The 15,698-nt window shown below is 63.7% G+C and carries 15 protein-coding genes; 9 read left to right on the top strand and 6 right to left on the bottom strand.

Annotated elements, in window-relative coordinates; genetic code table 11:
- A partial coding sequence (locus tag BUC08_RS25050; protein WP_234973790.1) for a hypothetical protein occupies window positions 1-219 on the top strand: 219 nt, incomplete at its 5' end.
- Here BUC08_RS25050 and BUC08_RS21660 read toward each other — a convergent pair.
- Both BUC08_RS21660 and uraH read right to left on the bottom strand, forming a co-directional pair.
- Window positions 184-936, bottom strand: a complete 753-nt coding sequence (locus BUC08_RS21660; protein WP_037928977.1) for a hypothetical protein — start codon at window positions 934-936, stop codon at window positions 184-186. The genes BUC08_RS25050 and BUC08_RS21660 overlap by 36 nt on opposite strands.
- 54 nt (window positions 937-990) lie before the next feature.
- Window positions 991-1,344, bottom strand: coding sequence for a hydroxyisourate hydrolase (uraH, locus tag BUC08_RS21655; protein WP_037928979.1), 354 nt, complete (start codon window positions 1,342-1,344; stop codon window positions 991-993).
- A 152-nt stretch (window positions 1,345-1,496) separates the two neighbouring features.
- Between uraH and puuE the strand changes: the two genes are divergently transcribed.
- On the top strand, window positions 1,497-2,909 hold the full coding sequence (puuE, locus tag BUC08_RS21650; protein ID WP_037928980.1) for an allantoinase PuuE: 1,413 nt from the start codon (window positions 1,497-1,499) through the stop codon (window positions 2,907-2,909).
- The gene (locus tag BUC08_RS21645) at window positions 2,906-3,406 is read left to right on the top strand and encodes an ureidoglycolate lyase (RefSeq protein WP_037928984.1); all 501 of its coding nucleotides are present in this window, start codon (window positions 2,906-2,908) and stop codon (window positions 3,404-3,406) included. The genes puuE and BUC08_RS21645 overlap by 4 nt, the downstream gene beginning before the upstream one ends.
- A 261-nt stretch (window positions 3,407-3,667) precedes the next feature.
- On the opposite strand, the gene BUC08_RS21640 is transcribed toward BUC08_RS21645, so the two are convergent.
- A complete protein-coding gene (locus tag BUC08_RS21640; RefSeq protein ID WP_051694583.1) occupies window positions 3,668-4,492 on the bottom strand; it encodes an IclR family transcriptional regulator in 825 nt (274 codons plus the stop codon).
- A gap of 255 nt (window positions 4,493-4,747) precedes the next feature.
- Between BUC08_RS21640 and BUC08_RS21635 the strand changes: the two genes are divergently transcribed.
- Window positions 4,748-6,154 (top strand): amidase, encoded by a 1,407-nt coding sequence (locus tag BUC08_RS21635; RefSeq protein WP_037928988.1) that lies wholly within the window; start codon window positions 4,748-4,750, stop codon window positions 6,152-6,154.
- Window positions 6,155-6,198: 44 nt separating this feature from the next.
- Here the strand turns inward: BUC08_RS21635 and BUC08_RS21630 are convergent, their stop codons facing one another.
- The 3 genes from BUC08_RS21630 to BUC08_RS21620 form a co-directional block, all read right to left on the bottom strand.
- Window positions 6,199-7,632: an amidase gene (locus BUC08_RS21630; RefSeq protein ID WP_051694584.1), complete on the bottom strand. Its 1,434-nt coding sequence runs from the start codon at window positions 7,630-7,632 to the stop codon at window positions 6,199-6,201.
- Window positions 7,633-7,694: 62 nt separating this feature from the next.
- Window positions 7,695-8,543, bottom strand: a complete 849-nt coding sequence (locus BUC08_RS21625; RefSeq protein WP_037928990.1) for an amidohydrolase family protein — start codon at window positions 8,541-8,543, stop codon at window positions 7,695-7,697.
- A 10-nt stretch (window positions 8,544-8,553) separates the two neighbouring features.
- A complete protein-coding gene (locus BUC08_RS21620) occupies window positions 8,554-10,155 on the bottom strand; it encodes a class I adenylate-forming enzyme family protein (protein ID WP_051694585.1) in 1,602 nt (533 codons plus the stop codon).
- A gap of 294 nt (window positions 10,156-10,449) precedes the next feature.
- On the opposite strand from BUC08_RS21620, the gene BUC08_RS21615 reads away from it, so the two are divergent.
- The 5 genes from BUC08_RS21615 (at window position 10,450) to BUC08_RS21595 (ending at window position 15,654) form a co-directional block, all read left to right on the top strand.
- Complete coding sequence (locus BUC08_RS21615) at window positions 10,450-11,601, top strand: ABC transporter ATP-binding protein (RefSeq protein ID WP_051694586.1); 1,152 nt, start codon at window positions 10,450-10,452, stop codon at window positions 11,599-11,601.
- Window positions 11,602-11,620: 19 nt separating this feature from the next.
- Window positions 11,621-12,679 (top strand): extracellular solute-binding protein, encoded by a 1,059-nt coding sequence (locus tag BUC08_RS21610; protein WP_037928993.1) that lies wholly within the window; start codon window positions 11,621-11,623, stop codon window positions 12,677-12,679.
- Between the two features lie 64 nt (window positions 12,680-12,743).
- On the top strand, window positions 12,744-13,583 hold the full coding sequence (locus tag BUC08_RS21605; RefSeq protein WP_037928996.1) for an ABC transporter permease: 840 nt from the start codon (window positions 12,744-12,746) through the stop codon (window positions 13,581-13,583).
- The gene (locus tag BUC08_RS21600; RefSeq protein WP_037928998.1) at window positions 13,580-14,356 is read left to right on the top strand and encodes an ABC transporter permease; all 777 of its coding nucleotides are present in this window, start codon (window positions 13,580-13,582) and stop codon (window positions 14,354-14,356) included. Before BUC08_RS21605 ends, BUC08_RS21600 begins: the two co-directional genes overlap by 4 nt.
- On the top strand, window positions 14,356-15,654 hold the full coding sequence (locus BUC08_RS21595; RefSeq protein ID WP_037929000.1) for an NAD(P)/FAD-dependent oxidoreductase: 1,299 nt from the start codon (window positions 14,356-14,358) through the stop codon (window positions 15,652-15,654). Before BUC08_RS21600 ends, BUC08_RS21595 begins: the two co-directional genes overlap by 1 nt.
- The last annotated feature ends 44 nt before the right edge of the window (window positions 15,655-15,698 follow it).

Genomic DNA, 15,698 nt, shown 5'->3' with positions numbered 1-15,698 from the left:
TGCCACTTTATCTATCCGCCTTGGCGTGGGGATACAGAATTGCAATACGGTGAAGAAGCGCCCGCCCATGGGGCGGTCGGGCGCTGCCCGGCGGTGCTGCGCACCTTGACTCCGGGCTTTGGTGTGTGGGGTTGGCGTTGGTTATCTACGGCGAACAACCGGTTCGGCCAACTTACCAGAACATCACCTGTTCCGTTCGAAGATATCCTTTGGATTTAGCCAATCAGAATACGTGTCCTCGCCCACATCTTCGGTTTCGAAAACCTGACGAGGATCAGAAAGCGCAAATGCTTCGTTGGTCATCGCGATCAATGCGTCCGTGCCATCGAAAGCTGAAGTTATGAGGACACCAGGATCTGGAAGATGAATGGCCCAGATCCCGGAACTTGTCGTGGCCTCAGACAGTTCGACCGTCGGAACGTCTGATCCCAACAAATCTAAAGTCAGTTCAACAGAGTTATCTCTGAACTCATCATACGCGATGATTTTCCGGCCCTCGAACGGATGAAGAAATCGCTTCAACAGCGGGTGCAAGATTGCGGGAAGGGCGTCTTCTTCTGGCAAAAATATACCGTTGGCCCTGCAATAAGCAACGATCCGCTTCTGCAACGCGATGTTGGCACGCTTGTCAAACCCAAGGCAACTCAACAGCCATACAGCGCGATAGAACTGCATCTTTGGAACCTTCGGCGCGACGGCCTGATGTATGCTCTGCCATGTCACGGGTTCGCCGCGACGCTTGACCGTGTCGTCGAAATCATCCGGAATATCTTCAAAGTTCGGGATCGATTCAAAAGACACGTCTGACGCAGTATCCTGATCTTCGGATCGAATTGTGAAAAATGGATACAGTGCGATGAACACATGATCATAGTGACCGTGCCACCATGTCTTAATCGGTGTTCTCAAGTCCGGATGTGCGATTTCTCTTTGCATCAGCGAAAGCTATGCTTTCACTTTTGGTGAGGCAAGCAAAACGCCCCCCGCACCTCAACTCCCCCGATAGGTCGAATACCCGAACGGCGACAGCAGCAGCGGCACGTGGTAATGCATCGCCTCCGACATCCCGAACCGCAGCGGGATCACGTCCAGAAAGCGTGGCGCTTCGGGGGACACACCGCAGGCATCCAGATAATCGCCCGCGTGAAACACCAGTTCGTAGGTGCCCGCCTGAAACTCTGCCTCGGGCAGGATCTGCGCATCCGTGCGCCCGTCCGCATTGGTCTCAACCGTTTTCAGATGCGTCCGCCCCCCATCCTCGACCCGGAACAGCTCAATCCGCAGCCCCGCCGCGGGACACCCCCGCGCGGTGTCCAGAACATGGGTTGTCAAATATCCGGCCATCGCATTTCCTCCTGTGCGTTCCGCTGGCATATAGACAGAGTGCCGCACCCCCGGCAAAGCACCGCGCACAAGAGGCTGCTTCTGATATTTTTTGATAATCCCCGCGATTGTTTTGGATTACAGGGGTGTAGACCCGATCAAAGGAGACCACCATGAACCGCTACCCCCGTGACATGACCGGCCATGGTGCCACCCCGCCCGCAGCCAACTGGCCCGATGGGGCAAAGATCGCCGTTCAGATCGTGCTGAACTACGAAGAGGGCGGCGAGAACAACATCCTGCACGGCGATGCCGCGTCCGAGGCGTTCCTGTCCGAAATCACCGGCGCGCAGCCCTGGGTTGGGCAACGGCACTGGAACATGGAAACCATCTATGAATACGGATCGCGCGCAGGCTTCTGGCGTTTGCACCGCATGATGGCCGACCTGCCCGTCACCGTCTACGGCGTGGCCACCGCACTGGCCCGTGCGCCGGAACAGGTCAAGGCGATGCAGACCGCAGGCTGGGAGATTGCCAGCCACGGGTTGAAATGGGTCGAACACAAGGACATGCCCGAGGACGAGGAACGCGCCGCAATCGCCGAGGCCATCCGCCTGCACACCGAGGTCACCGGCACCCCACCGCGCGGCTGGTACACGGGGCGCTGTTCGATGAACACCAACCGTCTGGCGGCTGAGACGGGGCAGTTTGCCTATCTGGCCGACACCTACTCTGACGAGCTGCCCTATTGGGAGCGTTTTGACGGGCGCGACCAGTTGATGGTGCCCTATACGATGGACTGCAACGACATGCGCTTTGGCATTCAGGCGGGCTTTACCACCGGGGCGCAGTTCGAAAGCTATCTGATGGACAGTTTCGACATGCTTTATGCCGAAGGACAGGAGGGCGCGCCCAAGATGCTGTCGATCGGCCTGCATTGCCGCATCGCGGGCCGTCCGGGGCGGGCCGCCGGGCTGAAACGGGCGCTGGATTACATGAAGTCGCACGAGGGCGTGTGGTTCGCCAGCCGGCTTGAGATTGCCGAACATTGGGCGCGCACCCACCCTGCCCCGACGGCACAGCGCCCGTCGGACATGGACCGCGATACATTCGTGCAGGCGTTCGGTGGCATCTTTGAACACAGCCCCTGGATCGCCGAGGGCGCGCATGCGCTGGAACTGGGCCGCACCCACGACACCGCGCAGGGCATCCATCAGGCGCTGGCCCGGGTGTTCCGCACCGCGTCGGAGGAAAAACGTCTGGCCGTGCTGACCGCGCACCCCGATCTGGCCGGCAAACTGGCGGCGGCGAAACGACTGACGGCGGAATCCACCGCCGAGCAAGCCTCGGTCGGTCTGGACGCGCTGACCGACGACGAACGCGCGAAGTTCTCCGAACTGAACGATGCCTACACAGCCAAGTTCGGCTTTCCCTTCATCATCGCCGTGCGCGACAACACCAAGGCGTCGATCATGGACGCCTTCGCCCGCCGCATCGGCAACGACCGCGACACCGAATTTGCCGAGGCCTGCGCACAGGTCGAACGCATCGCGGAACTGCGCCTGATCGAGAAGTTCGGCGCATGACCCAGACGCTGACACTCAGCGCCCTGACGGCCGAAGCGTTTGCCCCCTTCGGCGATGTCATGGATGTCTCGGGCGCGCCGGACAAGATCATCAACCAGGGCCTGTGCGGCCGCCACCACGACCGCGCCAGGCTGGACTTCGGCGACGGGCGCGCGGGCATCAGCCTGTTCAACGCCGAACCGCGCCAGTTCCCGATCACGCTCGACATGGTCGAACGTCACCCCGAGGGGTCCCAGGCCTTTATCCCGATGAGCCTGCACCCCTTTGTCGTCGTGGTCGCCCCCGACGAGGATGGCAAACCCGGCACCCCCCGCGCCTTCGTGACCTCGGCGGGCCAGGCGATCAACCTGCATCGCGGCACATGGCACGGCGTCCTGACCCCGATCCACGCACCGGGGCTGTTCGCCGTGGTCGACCGCATCGGAGAGGGTGCGAACCTTGAGGAACATTGGTTCGAGACGGGGTACGAGATTGTGGAAGGCGCGCAGTCGCGTTGATCCGTATTCCTTCTATTGCCAATCAATCTGCCAAAGCTTTCATAGCGCTGACGCCGTCCGCGCAACCGAACTCCTAGCTTAAGCCCCGCCCGGAATCGAGGTGCGTAGCACCGCCGGGCAGCGCCCGACCGCCCCATGGGCGGGCGCTTCTTCACCGTATTGCAATTCTGTATCCCCACGCCAAGGCGGATAGATAAAGTGGCATGAACGAAGGTATCGGCGCCCACCCGCGGTCGGGCGCTGCCCTGTGTGGTTAGATCATTACCCCCGCCCCAGCATGTTCACCGCCTGCATCAGCGACGGGCGCATGGCGCGGACGAAATCCTCTTCGGGCCAGTCTGACAGCATCGCCGTGATCGTGACGGCCCCGATCGGCACGCCTTGGGTGTTGACGATGGCGGCGCCGATGGCGATCTCGCCCGGCATCAACTGTTCCAGCGCCACGGCATAGCCTTGCTGGCGGACCTGCCGTGTCTTCTCCAGGATCACTTCGGGATCGGTCAGCGTGTTTTCGGTGAACTTCACCCGTTCCGACCGCGCCAGAACATCGCGCGCGGCGGCCTCGTCCATCTGCGAGAGCACGGACCAGCCGGTCGAGGTGCAATACATCGGCACACTGTGCCCCAGCATCATCGCATTCAGCGTGTCGCGCTTGGGCTGGAACCGCGTCGCATAGATCAGCCGCACGTCGTCGATCAGCGACAGGTCCACCCGTTCGCCCACCGTGTCGCGCAGTTGCAGCAACACCGGAATGGCGCGCTGGATCAGGCCGTTCAGGCGCATGGTGTCAAAGATGTGGTCGTACAGACGAATGCCCGGCAGATAGCCCGTGTCGCGGTCGTCGCGCTGGATATACCCCAGCTTGCGCAGGGTGTGGATGATCCGCTGCGTGGTGCTGCGATCCAGCCCTGCGGCCTTGGACATATCGGTCAGGCTCAGCGGACCCTGCGCCCCGTGAAAGGCCGACAGCACCTGCATCGTGCGGGCCGCCGCGCGGACGAACAACGGATCGCTTGCGCCTGCCTCGATGTCATCGACAGCCGCCGGATAGGTGCCGCTCCAGGCGTGGATCGTCTCTTTCGTCATTCTCAACCTCTCTCGCGTGGCATCGGGCCGCTATATCATGCCCTCCGCGTCGCGCGCGCCTTTTCTGCACGATGCGCCCCTGCGGTTGGTTTCTGTGGCACCAACCCTCACCCAAAGCCAGATCCCAGCGGAATTTTCCTGATTACGCTTGTCGGTTTGATATGGCTATGTCAACAATTGATACAGTTGCATCGAAAACTGCCGTGAATGCCCGGCTTCCGCGCCATCCCACCGGCAAAAACAAGGACCAAAGGAATGACCAGCACGTCATTGCACGAACTGACCGCGACCCAACTGATCGAACTTTATAAATCCGGCAAGGCCACGCCCGTCGACGCCACCCGCGACGTGATCGCCCAGATCGCCCGCCGCGAGCCCGAGCTGCAAGCGACCTATGCCTATGACCCCGAAGGCGCGTTGAAGACCGCCGAAGAATCGGCCGCCCGCTGGAAAAACGGCACCCCGATCACCAAGGATGGCGTGACCATCGACGGCATCCCCACCACCATCAAGGAAAACATCGCCACCAAGGGCACGCCCGTTCCCTTTGGCACCGCCGCCACGCCGCTTGTTCCGGCAGAACAGGACGCGCCGCCCTCGGCCCGCCTGCGTGAAGCGGGGGCTGTCATTCTGGGCAAGACCACGATGCCCGAATTCGGCGCGATGTCCTCGGGCCTGTCCAGCATCCACCCGCTGACGCGCAACCCGTGGAACCTGAAAATGAACCCCGGCGGCTCCAGCGCAGGGGCCGGTGCGGCGGGGGCCGCAGGCTATGGCCCGCTGCACGTCGGCACGGACATCGGCGGCTCGGTCCGCTTTCCGGCGGGCTGGAACGGGCTGGTCGGCCTGAAACCCAGCCTGGGCCGCGTGTCGATTGATCCGCCGTTCATGGGCCGCGTTGCCGGCCCGATGACCCGCACCGTTGACGATGCCGCGTTGATGATGGCCGTGCTGTCGCGCCCCGATCCCGATCAACGCGACTGGATGAACCTGCCGCCCGCCGACATCAACTGGACCGATCTGGACATGGACCTGACCGGCGTCAAAATCGGTCTGCAACTGGACGCAGGTTGCGGCATGCCCATCGACCCGCAGGTGATCCCGCCGGTTCTGGAAGCCGCCAAGGCGTTCGAGGCCGCAGGCGCCATCATCGAGGAAGTCGCCCCTTGGATGACCGACGAGATCCTGCAAGGGCTGAACCGCTTTTGGTGCATCCGCGCCGCCAAGGACATTGCCGACCTGCCGCCGGGCCACCGCGAAAAGATCCTGCCGATTTTCCTCGAGTGGGTCGAACCGGTGCCGGGCTTTACCGCCCTCGAAGGCTATCGCGCGTTCCAGGCCACGGTCGACATCCGCAAGCTGACCGTCGCCGCCACCAAACCCTACGACTTCATGCTGTCGCCGCTCTCGGCGCACATCAGCTTTCCGGCGGAATGGGGCTATGCCAACAACGACGTGACCCGCGCCCATGACCAGATCGGGTTTACCGTGCCCTATAACATGAGCGAACAGCCCGCCGTGTCGCTGTGCTGTGGCTATGACAGCAACGGCGTGCCGATGGGGCTGCAAATCGCGGGGCACCGGTTTGACGATCTGGGCGTGCTGCGGATGGCCAAAGCCTATGAACAGATGCGCCCCGAAATGCGCCCCTGGCCGATGTAAAACGCGCTCAAGGCCCGACGGTGCAGTCGGGCCTTGGCTGCCGCTCACGCCGCCGCAGGCGGCCAGCGATCGGCCCAGGGCATCAGTTTTTCCAGCGCCGCCGCAACCGTCAGCAACGTCGCCTCGGAATGCCAGGGGCCCACGATCTGCATCCCGATGGGAATGCCCTTGCTGCTCATCCCCACGGGCACCGACATCGCCGGATGGCCGCTGGCATTCTGCGGCACGGTATAGGGATACCACGCCTCGCGCAGCGGCCCGTAATCCACCCCGTCCACGACCAACGGCGCATCCTGCACCTGATCAATCGGCAACGACGGCGTGGTGATCGTGGGTGTGACGTAAACATCGGTGCCGTCCAGCAGATGCTCCATATTGTGGAAAATATCCGTCCGCGCGCGCAGCGCCATCGCCAGCGCGTCATAGGAATGGTGCGGGTTCGAGGTCAGCGACATTTTCGCCGTGCGGTCCATCCGGTCACCGAATTCTTCGACCAGATGGCCAAAGCGGGCGTATTGATAGGCCCGCATATGGGTCAGCGCGCTGGAAATGTCATGCACCGGATCGTCGACCATGCCGACCTCCTGCGCCCCTGCCCCGGTCAGCGCCGACACCGCGTTCAGCACGGCGGCCTCGACCTCGGGATCGACCCAGTCGTTGACCGTGCGCATCATCACCCGCACACGCATTCCCTTCATCGCCTTGACCGGATCGGCCGGCAGCGTGATCGGCGCGGCGGGGCTGCCAAAGGACCACGGGTCGCGGCGGTCCATGCCCTTCATCCCGTTCAGGCCCAAGGCAAGGTCCGCAATCGACCGCCCCATCACCCCGATCACGGTGAACGAGCCGAACACATCCGTGGTGGATTCGTGCGGGATCAGCCCCCATGTCGGCTTGATGCCCGCAACACCGCAGGCCGACGCCGGAATGCGCCCCGACCCGGCCCCGTCCGACGACAGGTGCAGCGGACCGAACCCCATCGCGGTGGCCACGCCGGTGCCCCCCGACGACCCGCCGCAACTGCGCGACAAATCCCACGGGTTGCGGGTGATCCCGTTGGTGGGGCAGTCGGTGATCACCTTGTGCCCGAACTCTGGCGTTGCGGTCTTGGCAAAGGGGATGGCCCCCTTGCGGCGCAAACGCGCGACGGCTTCGACATCGGCGTCTGGCATCAGCCCCTTGTGCGCAAATGACCCGCTTTCCGTCGGCAACCCTTTGACGTTCAGCAAATCCTTGGCGGTGACCGGAATGCCCTGAAACGCGCCGGGCGCTTCGCCACGGGCCAGCGCCGCATCGCGGGCCTCGGCGTCGGCCATCGCGGCCTCGGGGTCCATGTTGGCGATGCCGTTGGTGTCCTTGTCCAACCGCTCGATCCGGTCCAGCACGGCACGCATCAGCCGCGCCGCCTTGACCTTGCCGGATTGCGTCAGCGGCAAAAGCTCGGTTGCCGTCATCCGGCACAGGTCGTCATCGGTCATCTTCGGTCTCCCTTTGGTCCTGTCCGCCGGATTAGGGCCGTCCCCACAGGCGAACGCAACGGTTAAAGCCCCAGGAACGTCCTGGCATTTCCGCCCAGCCAGCGCGCGGCGATGTCGTGTTCGATCGGCAACGCGCGCACCTCGTCCAGCACGCGGTCCATGGGCTGCATCGGCCATGCGGTGCCCACGATCATCCGGTCTTTCAGCACAGTGCGCCCGTATTGCATCAGCGGGCCGTAGCCCGAGTTTTCAACCGCCATCAGCCGGGGCCGCATCGCCACCAGCCCGATCCACAGGTTCGGCTGCCGCCACGCGACCGCCAGCAGTTCCTGCACCCACGGCCAGCCCGGCGGCGACGCAATGGCGCGCAGTTCGGGAAAATCGCACAGCACCCGGTCCAGCATTTCGGGCCGTCCGAAATCCGGCGAGGATTTCAGCGAAAAGTTGATACCGACGTGGATGTTCACCGGAATGTCCAGCTCCACGCATTTGGCATAGAGCGGGTACATCCGCCGGTCGTCGATGGCCAACTGGTTCTCGAAACACTGCAGGTTCAGACCCTTCAGGCCCAGCTCGCGCACTGCGTATTCCAGCTCGCGCACCGCCGTCATGCCCTTGTTGGGGTCCACACCGGCAAAGCCCAGGAACCGCCCCGGGTAGGCCGCGACCACCTCGGCCACCGCCTCGTTGGTGACCCGCCCGCCAAAGGTGGTCTCGACATCGCGTGCCTTGATCACCGTCAGGTCGATCCCCGCCGCATCCACATTGGCAAACCACTGGTCCAGCGTGGTCTCGCCCCGCGCCGATGCCTTTTCGCTGGACGCATAGACCCGCCGGTAATTGGCCAGATGGCTGCCATCGCCCAGCGAAAGCGTCTTGATCGGCGGCGTTGCGCCATAGTCGATGATCATGGCCGTTCTCCTAGCGCCACAGATGTTCCACACGGTCGAATGCACCAATCCGGTGATCTTCGCGCGTCTTGGCCAGTTCGGTCTTGGCCACCTTGAATGACGTGGTGCGGGGCATGGTTTCGATAAACTCGAAGTACCGCGGCACCTTGAACGAGGCGAGCCTGTCGCCCGCGTATTCGATGATCTTCCCGATCAGGTCGACATCGCCGGTCGCCCCCTTTTGAAGTGAGATGAACGCCTTGACCTCTTCACCGCGCAGCGCGTCCGGCACCGCGATCAGCGCCACCTCTTCGATGGCCTCCATGTCGCGCAAGACGCCCTCGACCTCGCGGCAGGCTATGTTCTCGCCCGACCGCCGGATCATGTCCTTCTTGCGGCCTACGATGTAGTGATAGCCCTGCGCATCCTTGCGGAACAGATCGCCGGTGTGCAGCCAGCCCCCCGCCAACAGCTCCGCCGACGCCTTGGGGTTGTCGAAATAGCCCGCCGCCATGCCGGGGCCGCGCACCAGCAATTCCCCGACCTCGCCCGTCGGCACCTCGCGGCCCGCATCATCGACAATCTTGGTCTCGCGGAACGGCGCGGCGATGCCGCAACTGCCCGACCCGATCATGTCGTCGGCCTCCAGCGGCATGTACATGCCCGACCCGATCTCGGTCATGCCAAAGGCTTCGCGCGCGACCAATCCGTAACGCGCCTCGATCTCGCGGTGTGCCGAGGCGCGCACGCCATAGATGTTCGCCCGCACCACCGGGTTGTCGGCATCATGGGCGGCAGGGGGCTGTTTCAACGCGGCCTCGGGGAACAGGCAGAAATTGATCCGGTGCGCGGACAGCCAGTGCGAGAATTTCGACGCGCTCTGCTTGCGTCCCACCACCAGCGTCCCGCGCTGGTAAATCGCCATCAGCAACAGCCATTGCGGGTCCATATAGCTGAACGGCGTCGTCGCCAGAACCCGCCCGAACCGCTGCCCGTCGCGCCATGCGTTCACCATGCCGATGGTCAGCCAATAGCGGTGCGACAGCAGGCACCCCTTGGGCAGCCCCGTGGTCCCCGAGGTGTATTGAATGTTCAGCAGATCATCGCAGCCCACCGTCACCTGCGGGCAATCCTGCGCATCCGCGCGCTGCCAGCGGTCGGCCCAGTCTTCCGAGCCGACGACAACCACCGTCGGGGTCACGGTCGCGGCTTTGAGAATGTCCGCCAGCTCCTGATGGATCACCAGGAACGCAGCCCCCGCATTGGTCACCGCATAATCCAGCTCGCGCGGGGAATAGCGGGTGTTCACCGGCACCATCACCGCCCCCAACCGCCCCAGCGCCAGCCAGACCAGCGGCATTTCGCACACGTTGGGCAGCATCACCGCCACCTTGTCGCCCCGCCGCACCCCCAGCTCGGCCAGCAACGCGGCCATCCTGCGGCTGTCATGCTGGCCTTGGGCATAGGTCGTCTGCGTGCCGTCGTCGAAGAAATCCCACAGCATCTGGTCAGGGCTGTCGCGCACCGCCTCGTCCAGCAACGCAGGCACCGATTGCGGCAATTCCGCCGCTTCGATCGTGGCGCGGCGTTGGTCTGGAGTTTGATCCGGGCGGGTCAGGGGTACGGGTGTCATCCGGGCTAATGTCCTGCGATTTTTACGTGCATCAGATGGACCAGCGTCCCTCTTGCCTCCACCTAGACAGCCATTTTCCCGACGCGCAAATGCCAAATGGTTCACTAAACATTACCCCAGATTATGATTGGTATACCGAAGAAAACGGGCAGGTTTCAGCGCCCTACAAGGACGACGCGGACGGTTTCATCCCACCCGCAGCGCGGGCAATCGCGGCAAACATTCCATAATCGAATGATTTAGGAAAAACTTGCTATTTGACTTGAACGGGGTCGGTGGCGCGAACTTGGGGGCATGATCCAGCCAGCGCATATCCCCATCGCATCCATCATGGAGACCCCGAATTTGGCCCGTGACAACACCCCTGCCGAACCGATCCTGTCCATTGATCACGTCACCAAACGGTTTGACGGAGCCGTGGCGGTCAACAGCGTGTCGATCGACATCATGCAGGGCGAATTCGTCACCCTTCTGGGGCCGTCGGGCTGTGGCAAGTCCACCCTGCTGCGCATGATCGCAGGGTTCGAAACACCCACCCAGGGCCGCATCCTGATGCGCGGCGAGGACATGTCCCACCGCCCCGCCTATGACCGCGAAATCGGACTGGTGTTTCAGAACCTTGCGCTGTTTCCGCATATGAACGTCTTTGACAACGTGGCCTTCGGGCTGCGGGCACGGGGCCGCACCGACGGGCTGCAAGCCAAGGTGCAGGACATGCTGGCGCTGGTCGGGCTTGACGGCTTCGACACCCGCCGCACCGGCCAGATCTCCGGCGGGCAACGGCAGCGCGTGGCGCTGGCGCGGTCGCTGGTCACCCAGCCCGACGTGCTGCTGCTGGACGAGCCGCTGTCGGCGCTGGACCTGAAACTGCGCCGCCAGTTGCAGACCGAACTGAAGCGCATCCAGCAGGAAACCGGCATCACATTTGTCTTTGTCACCCACGATCAGGAAGAAGCCCTGTCGATGTCCGACCGCATCGCGGTGATGAACGCGGGCCGGGTCGAACAGTTCAGCTCGGCGGTCGACACCTATCACCGCCCCGCCACCGAATTCGTGGCCCGTTTCGTGGGTGAAACCAACCTGCTGCGTGGACAGGTCCAGGCCGCGAGCGGCGGGCGGGTGACGCTGAAGCTTGACAACGTCACCGCCACCGTGACCGCCCCCGCGGGTGACACCTCGCTGGGGCTGGGCACCGATGTGGCCATCTCGATCCGGCCCGAACACATGACCCTTGGCACCGACCAGCCTATCGCCGCACAGGTCCTGTCTCACAGCTTTTCCGGCGCCACGATCACCTATGCGCTGGACAGCGCGGCAGGACGCCTTTTGGCGCAGGTGCCGTTCCAACCGGGCGGCGGCCACCCGCTGCCGGCCAAAGCACCGGTGTCGGTCGGATGGACCGACACCGCAGTGACACTGATCCCGGGCAAACCGGGACGTTCATAACCTGACATGGAGAACTGACATGAACCTGACACGACGCCAGACCATCGCGGGCGCGCTTGGCACCGCCGCCGCCCTCAGCCTTCCGGGCCGCCTTTCCGCCCGGACCGACCAGTTGCTGCACGCCTCCTGGGGCGGCGGTACGGGGGACACCTGGACCCATTCCTTTGCCACGCCTTATCAGGAAAAATCCGGCACCGCCGTGCGCGTGGTCGAGGTGCCCAACCCCGAGGCCCAGTTTCGCGCGCAGGCCGGCGCACCACAATATCACACCGGCATCGGCACCTTTGTGCAGGGCGTAAACCTGATGCGCGACGACATGCTGGAAACCTTCAGCATCGACGAACTGCCCGCGATGAAGGACATCGACGAAAAATACTGGCTGAAAACCCCCGATGGCCGTCTGGCCGGTGTCACGCCCTATTTCGCCTATTACGGCATTGCCGTGAACACCAACGAAGCCTCGGTGGACGACTTCCAGTCCTGGAAGGACCTCGCAAACGAGAAATGGCGTGGCCGTCTGGGCATGACCCGCCCGATCTACCTGTCGACCTATGACCTGACCATGTTCTCAATCGCCGCCGGCGGCGACGAGATGAACACCGCAGGCGGCATGGAGCTGTTGACCGGCATGGCGCGCAACGTGCTGATCGTGTCCAACTCGCTGGCCCAGCAAAACACCATGCTGGAACGCGGCGAAGTGGCGGCGATGCCGTTCTATTCCACCCGCGTCTGGGCGCTGAACGAAGCGGGCGTGGACTACGTCAAGATGGTGATCCCCACCGAAGGCAGCCTGTTGTTGCCCTATGCGGTCTTTGCGCCCAAGGGTGTGGCGGACCGTGAACAGGTCGCGGAATGGCTGAACTATTGCGCCAGCGCCGCCCCGCAGGAAAGCGGCATGGCCTATTCCGGCTATATCCCCGCCAACTCAAACGCGGTGGCCACGGATGAGATCAAGGCCAAGCTGGGCATGGACTACACCGACCTGCGCGCCAAGCTGTATCAGCCCGATTGGGGCTATATCGCCGAACACCAAAAAGACACCGTCGCCGCCATCGACCAGATGATGTCGACCCTGTGATCTGACCGCAGGCCCGGCGCTGTCCGGGCCTGCCACCCCTCGCCCACACGAACGGAGCCTTCTTATGGCCAGGACCCTGCGGTCTGCCCTGTTGCTTGCCCCCTCTGCCATTCTGATCGGGATATTCCTGATCGGACTGGTGCGGTTGATCGCGTCGTCGGTCCTGATCGACGGGCAGATCGACCTGCACCATTACGTCGACATCATGAACCGCCCCGACTATATCGCCATGCTGGGCCGGACCCTGCGCACGGCGGCGCTGACCACGTTTTTCTGCCTGCTGCTGGGCTATCCCACCGCCTATTATGTGGCGCGTTATCAGGGCAACCGGAACATCCTGCTGCTGCTGATCATCTTCCCGTGGCTGGTGTCCATCGTGGTGCGCAGCTATGGCTGGGTGGTGATCCTGGGGCCGCGCGGGCTGGTCAACGGGTTCCTGATGTGGACCGGCATGGCCGACCGCCCGTTCAAGCTGATGTACAACGACTTTGGCGTGGTGATGGGGCTGGTGCACGTGCTGCTGCCGTTCATGATCATCGCCATCCTGTCGGTCTTGATGCAAATCTCGCGCAACCTGGAAGAAGCGTCGATGAGCCTTGGCGGTCGCCCCTTTTACAGCTTTCGCACCGTGTTGTTGCCGCTGTCCCTGCCGGGCATCCTGACCGGCGTCACGCTGGTGTACCTGATGTCCACCGGCGCGATTGTCACCCCGCTGCTGCTGGGGGGCCTGGGCGACACCATGATCGGCACCGAGATTTTCCAGGAAGTCATGCACTTCTTTGACTACCCCAAGGCCGCCGCCCTGGCGACCGTCCTGCTGGTCACCGCCATGGCCGTCGTGCTGCCGCTGCAAGTGCTGGAACGCTGGCTGTCCAAACGCCTGACCGATGGAGCGCCCTCATGATCCCCCGTTACATCGGCATCGCCGTCCTGTTGTTCCTGCCCATGCCCATCCTCATCGTGGTGCTGTCTTCCTTTACCTCGGCGGGCTACCTGTCCTTCCCGATCAAGGGTCTGTCGCTGCGCTGGTATGCGGAATTCCTCGGCTCGGCCGACTGGCTGCGGGTCTTGGGCACCTCGGCGCTGCTGGCGCTGATTGGCGCCGTGGTCAGCACCGGTGCCTGCTTTGCCGCCGCCTGGGCCGTGGTCCGCCACAAGATCCGCTTTGGCGCCACCTATGAAACCATCCTGCTGGCGCCGCTGATCTTTCCCCACGCCGCGATTGGCGTGATCATGATCGTAACCCTGTCCAGCCTGGGCTGGCTTGGCACCTTCTCGGGGTTGGTGCTGGTGCATTGCATCCTGACCATTCCCTACGCCTATCGCCCGGTCGCCGCCGCCCTGCGCAAATCCGACGCCGCACTGGAAGAGGCCGCCGCCAGCCTGGGCGCACGCCCCTGGCGCACCTTCTGGATGGTGACCCTGCCCGCCGTGCGCCCCGGTCTGGTCACGTCGCTGCTGTTCACCTTTATCATCTCCTTCGACGAGGTGACGGTGACCCTGTTCCTGGTCGGCCCCTTCGTCATGACCCTGCCCGTTCAGGTGTTTTCCGAAGTGCTGGAAAGCGCCAGCCCCATCATCGCAGCCGTATCGGCGGCACTGGTGCTGTTCACTTCGGCCATGGTGTTCATCCTGGACCGTGTCATCGGAATCCAGTTCTTCGTGGAACGCGACTGATGCAGAACCTGATCAGCACTCCCTACTGGTGGCAGGACGCCCCGCCGCGCCGTCTGGGCAACACGCCGCCTGCGAAAACCGATGTGGTGATCGTCGGTGGCGGCTTTACCGGCCTGAACGCGGCCATCACCCTGCGCCGCGCCGGCGTGTCGGTGGTGGTACTCGAGGCGGAGGCTTTCGGCTTTGGCGCCAGCGGGCGCAACGCGGGCCATGTGTCCAGCGGTGTGAACCTTGGCAAATCCGCCGCGTCCTCCAACGTCCGCTCGCCGCTTGAGGGGCGCTTGCCGCCCGGCGTCTATGACGCGCTGAAGGCCGAGGCCGCCGCCTCCTTTGACCATATCGAAGCGCTGATGCCACAGTTGCCCCGCGATGCGGAATACCGCCGCTCGGGCCGCGTCGTCTGCGCCGCCCGGCCTGCACATTACACCGCGATGCAGGCCAAAAGCGGCAAGATGACCCGCGACGGCACGCACCTGTACCCAAAGGACCAACAGCGTCAGGTGATCGGAACCGATCTCTATCACGGCGTCATGACCATCGACCGCGCAGGCCAATTGCATCCGGGCAAATACGTGCAAGGTCTGATGGACCTTGCCGTCAGCACCGGCGCGGTCCTGTGCGACACCCACCGCGTCAGCGGCATCAGCCGCACCGGCACCGGCTGGCGGGTCGCGGCCGGCAACGCGCGGGTGGATTGCGAAAAGGTGTTCATCGCCACCAACGGCTATTCCGACGCCCTGCGCCCGTGGATGCGCCGCCGCGTGATCCCCGCCGCCAGCTATATCGTTGTCACCGACGAACTGCCCGACGGGCTGATCGACGAACTGCTGCCGCAGGGCCGCACCGCCGTCGACAGCAAACGCCTGCTCAGCTACTTTCGCCCCACGCCGGATCGCAAACGCATCCTGTTCGGCGGCCGCGCCAGCCTGCAGGAACGCCCCGCACAAGAGGTGGCCGACGAACTGGCCGCGCGCCTCTACACAGTGTTTCCGCAAATCACCGGCCTGCCGATCCGATACGCCTGGTCCGGCAAGATCGCCTTTACCTTCGACCTGCTGCCGCACCTGGGCGAACACGAAGGCATCGTGCACGCCCTTGGCTGCAACGGCTCGGGCGTGGCCATGCAAAGCTATCTGGGCCACATGGCGGGTCAGGCGATGTCCGGCGGGCCAAAATCCGCGTTCTGGAATCTGGATTTCCCCACCCTGCCCTTTTACCGCGAAACCCCGTGGTTCCTGCCCGCCGTCACCGGCTGGTATCGCTTCCGCGACGCGGTGGAACGGACAACCGGCCTGTAACCCACATGCAAAAAGGGCCGGCGCATCCCTGCACCGGCCCCCTG

It is taken from the genome of Pseudosulfitobacter pseudonitzschiae (genome assembly GCF_900129395.1).
GTDB classification, from domain to species: Bacteria; Pseudomonadota; Alphaproteobacteria; order Rhodobacterales; family Rhodobacteraceae; genus Pseudosulfitobacter; species Pseudosulfitobacter pseudonitzschiae.
Note: the sequence above shows the minus strand (reverse complement) of the source record. Positions and strands in the feature narration are given on the sequence as shown.

Bases quoted from the DNA above. Each gene is read 5' to 3' on its own strand.
- BUC08_RS21660 (WP_037928977.1), bottom strand. From the start codon at position 936: ATGCAAAGAGAAATCGCACATCCGGACTTGAGAACACCGATTAAGACA.
- BUC08_RS21630 (WP_051694584.1), bottom strand. From the start codon at position 7,632: ATGACCGATGACGACCTGTGCCGGATGACGGCAACCGAGCTTTTGCCG.
- BUC08_RS21600 (WP_037928998.1), top strand. From the start codon at position 13,580: ATGATCCCCCGTTACATCGGCATCGCCGTCCTGTTGTTCCTGCCCATG.
- BUC08_RS21605 (WP_037928996.1), top strand. From the start codon at position 12,744: ATGGCCAGGACCCTGCGGTCTGCCCTGTTGCTTGCCCCCTCTGCCATT.
- BUC08_RS21635 (WP_037928988.1), top strand. From the start codon at position 4,748: ATGACCAGCACGTCATTGCACGAACTGACCGCGACCCAACTGATCGAA.
- BUC08_RS21615 (WP_051694586.1), top strand. From the start codon at position 10,450: ATGATCCAGCCAGCGCATATCCCCATCGCATCCATCATGGAGACCCCG.
- puuE (WP_037928980.1), top strand. From the start codon at position 1,497: ATGAACCGCTACCCCCGTGACATGACCGGCCATGGTGCCACCCCGCCC.
- uraH (WP_037928979.1), bottom strand. From the start codon at position 1,344: ATGGCCGGATATTTGACAACCCATGTTCTGGACACCGCGCGGGGGTGT.
- BUC08_RS21620 (WP_051694585.1), bottom strand. From the start codon at position 10,155: ATGACACCCGTACCCCTGACCCGCCCGGATCAAACTCCAGACCAACGC.
- BUC08_RS21640 (WP_051694583.1), bottom strand. From the start codon at position 4,492: ATGACGAAAGAGACGATCCACGCCTGGAGCGGCACCTATCCGGCGGCT.
- BUC08_RS21625 (WP_037928990.1), bottom strand. From the start codon at position 8,543: ATGATCATCGACTATGGCGCAACGCCGCCGATCAAGACGCTTTCGCTG.
- BUC08_RS21595 (WP_037929000.1), top strand. From the start codon at position 14,356: ATGCAGAACCTGATCAGCACTCCCTACTGGTGGCAGGACGCCCCGCCG.
- BUC08_RS21645 (WP_037928984.1), top strand. From the start codon at position 2,906: ATGACCCAGACGCTGACACTCAGCGCCCTGACGGCCGAAGCGTTTGCC.
- BUC08_RS21610 (WP_037928993.1), top strand. From the start codon at position 11,621: ATGAACCTGACACGACGCCAGACCATCGCGGGCGCGCTTGGCACCGCC.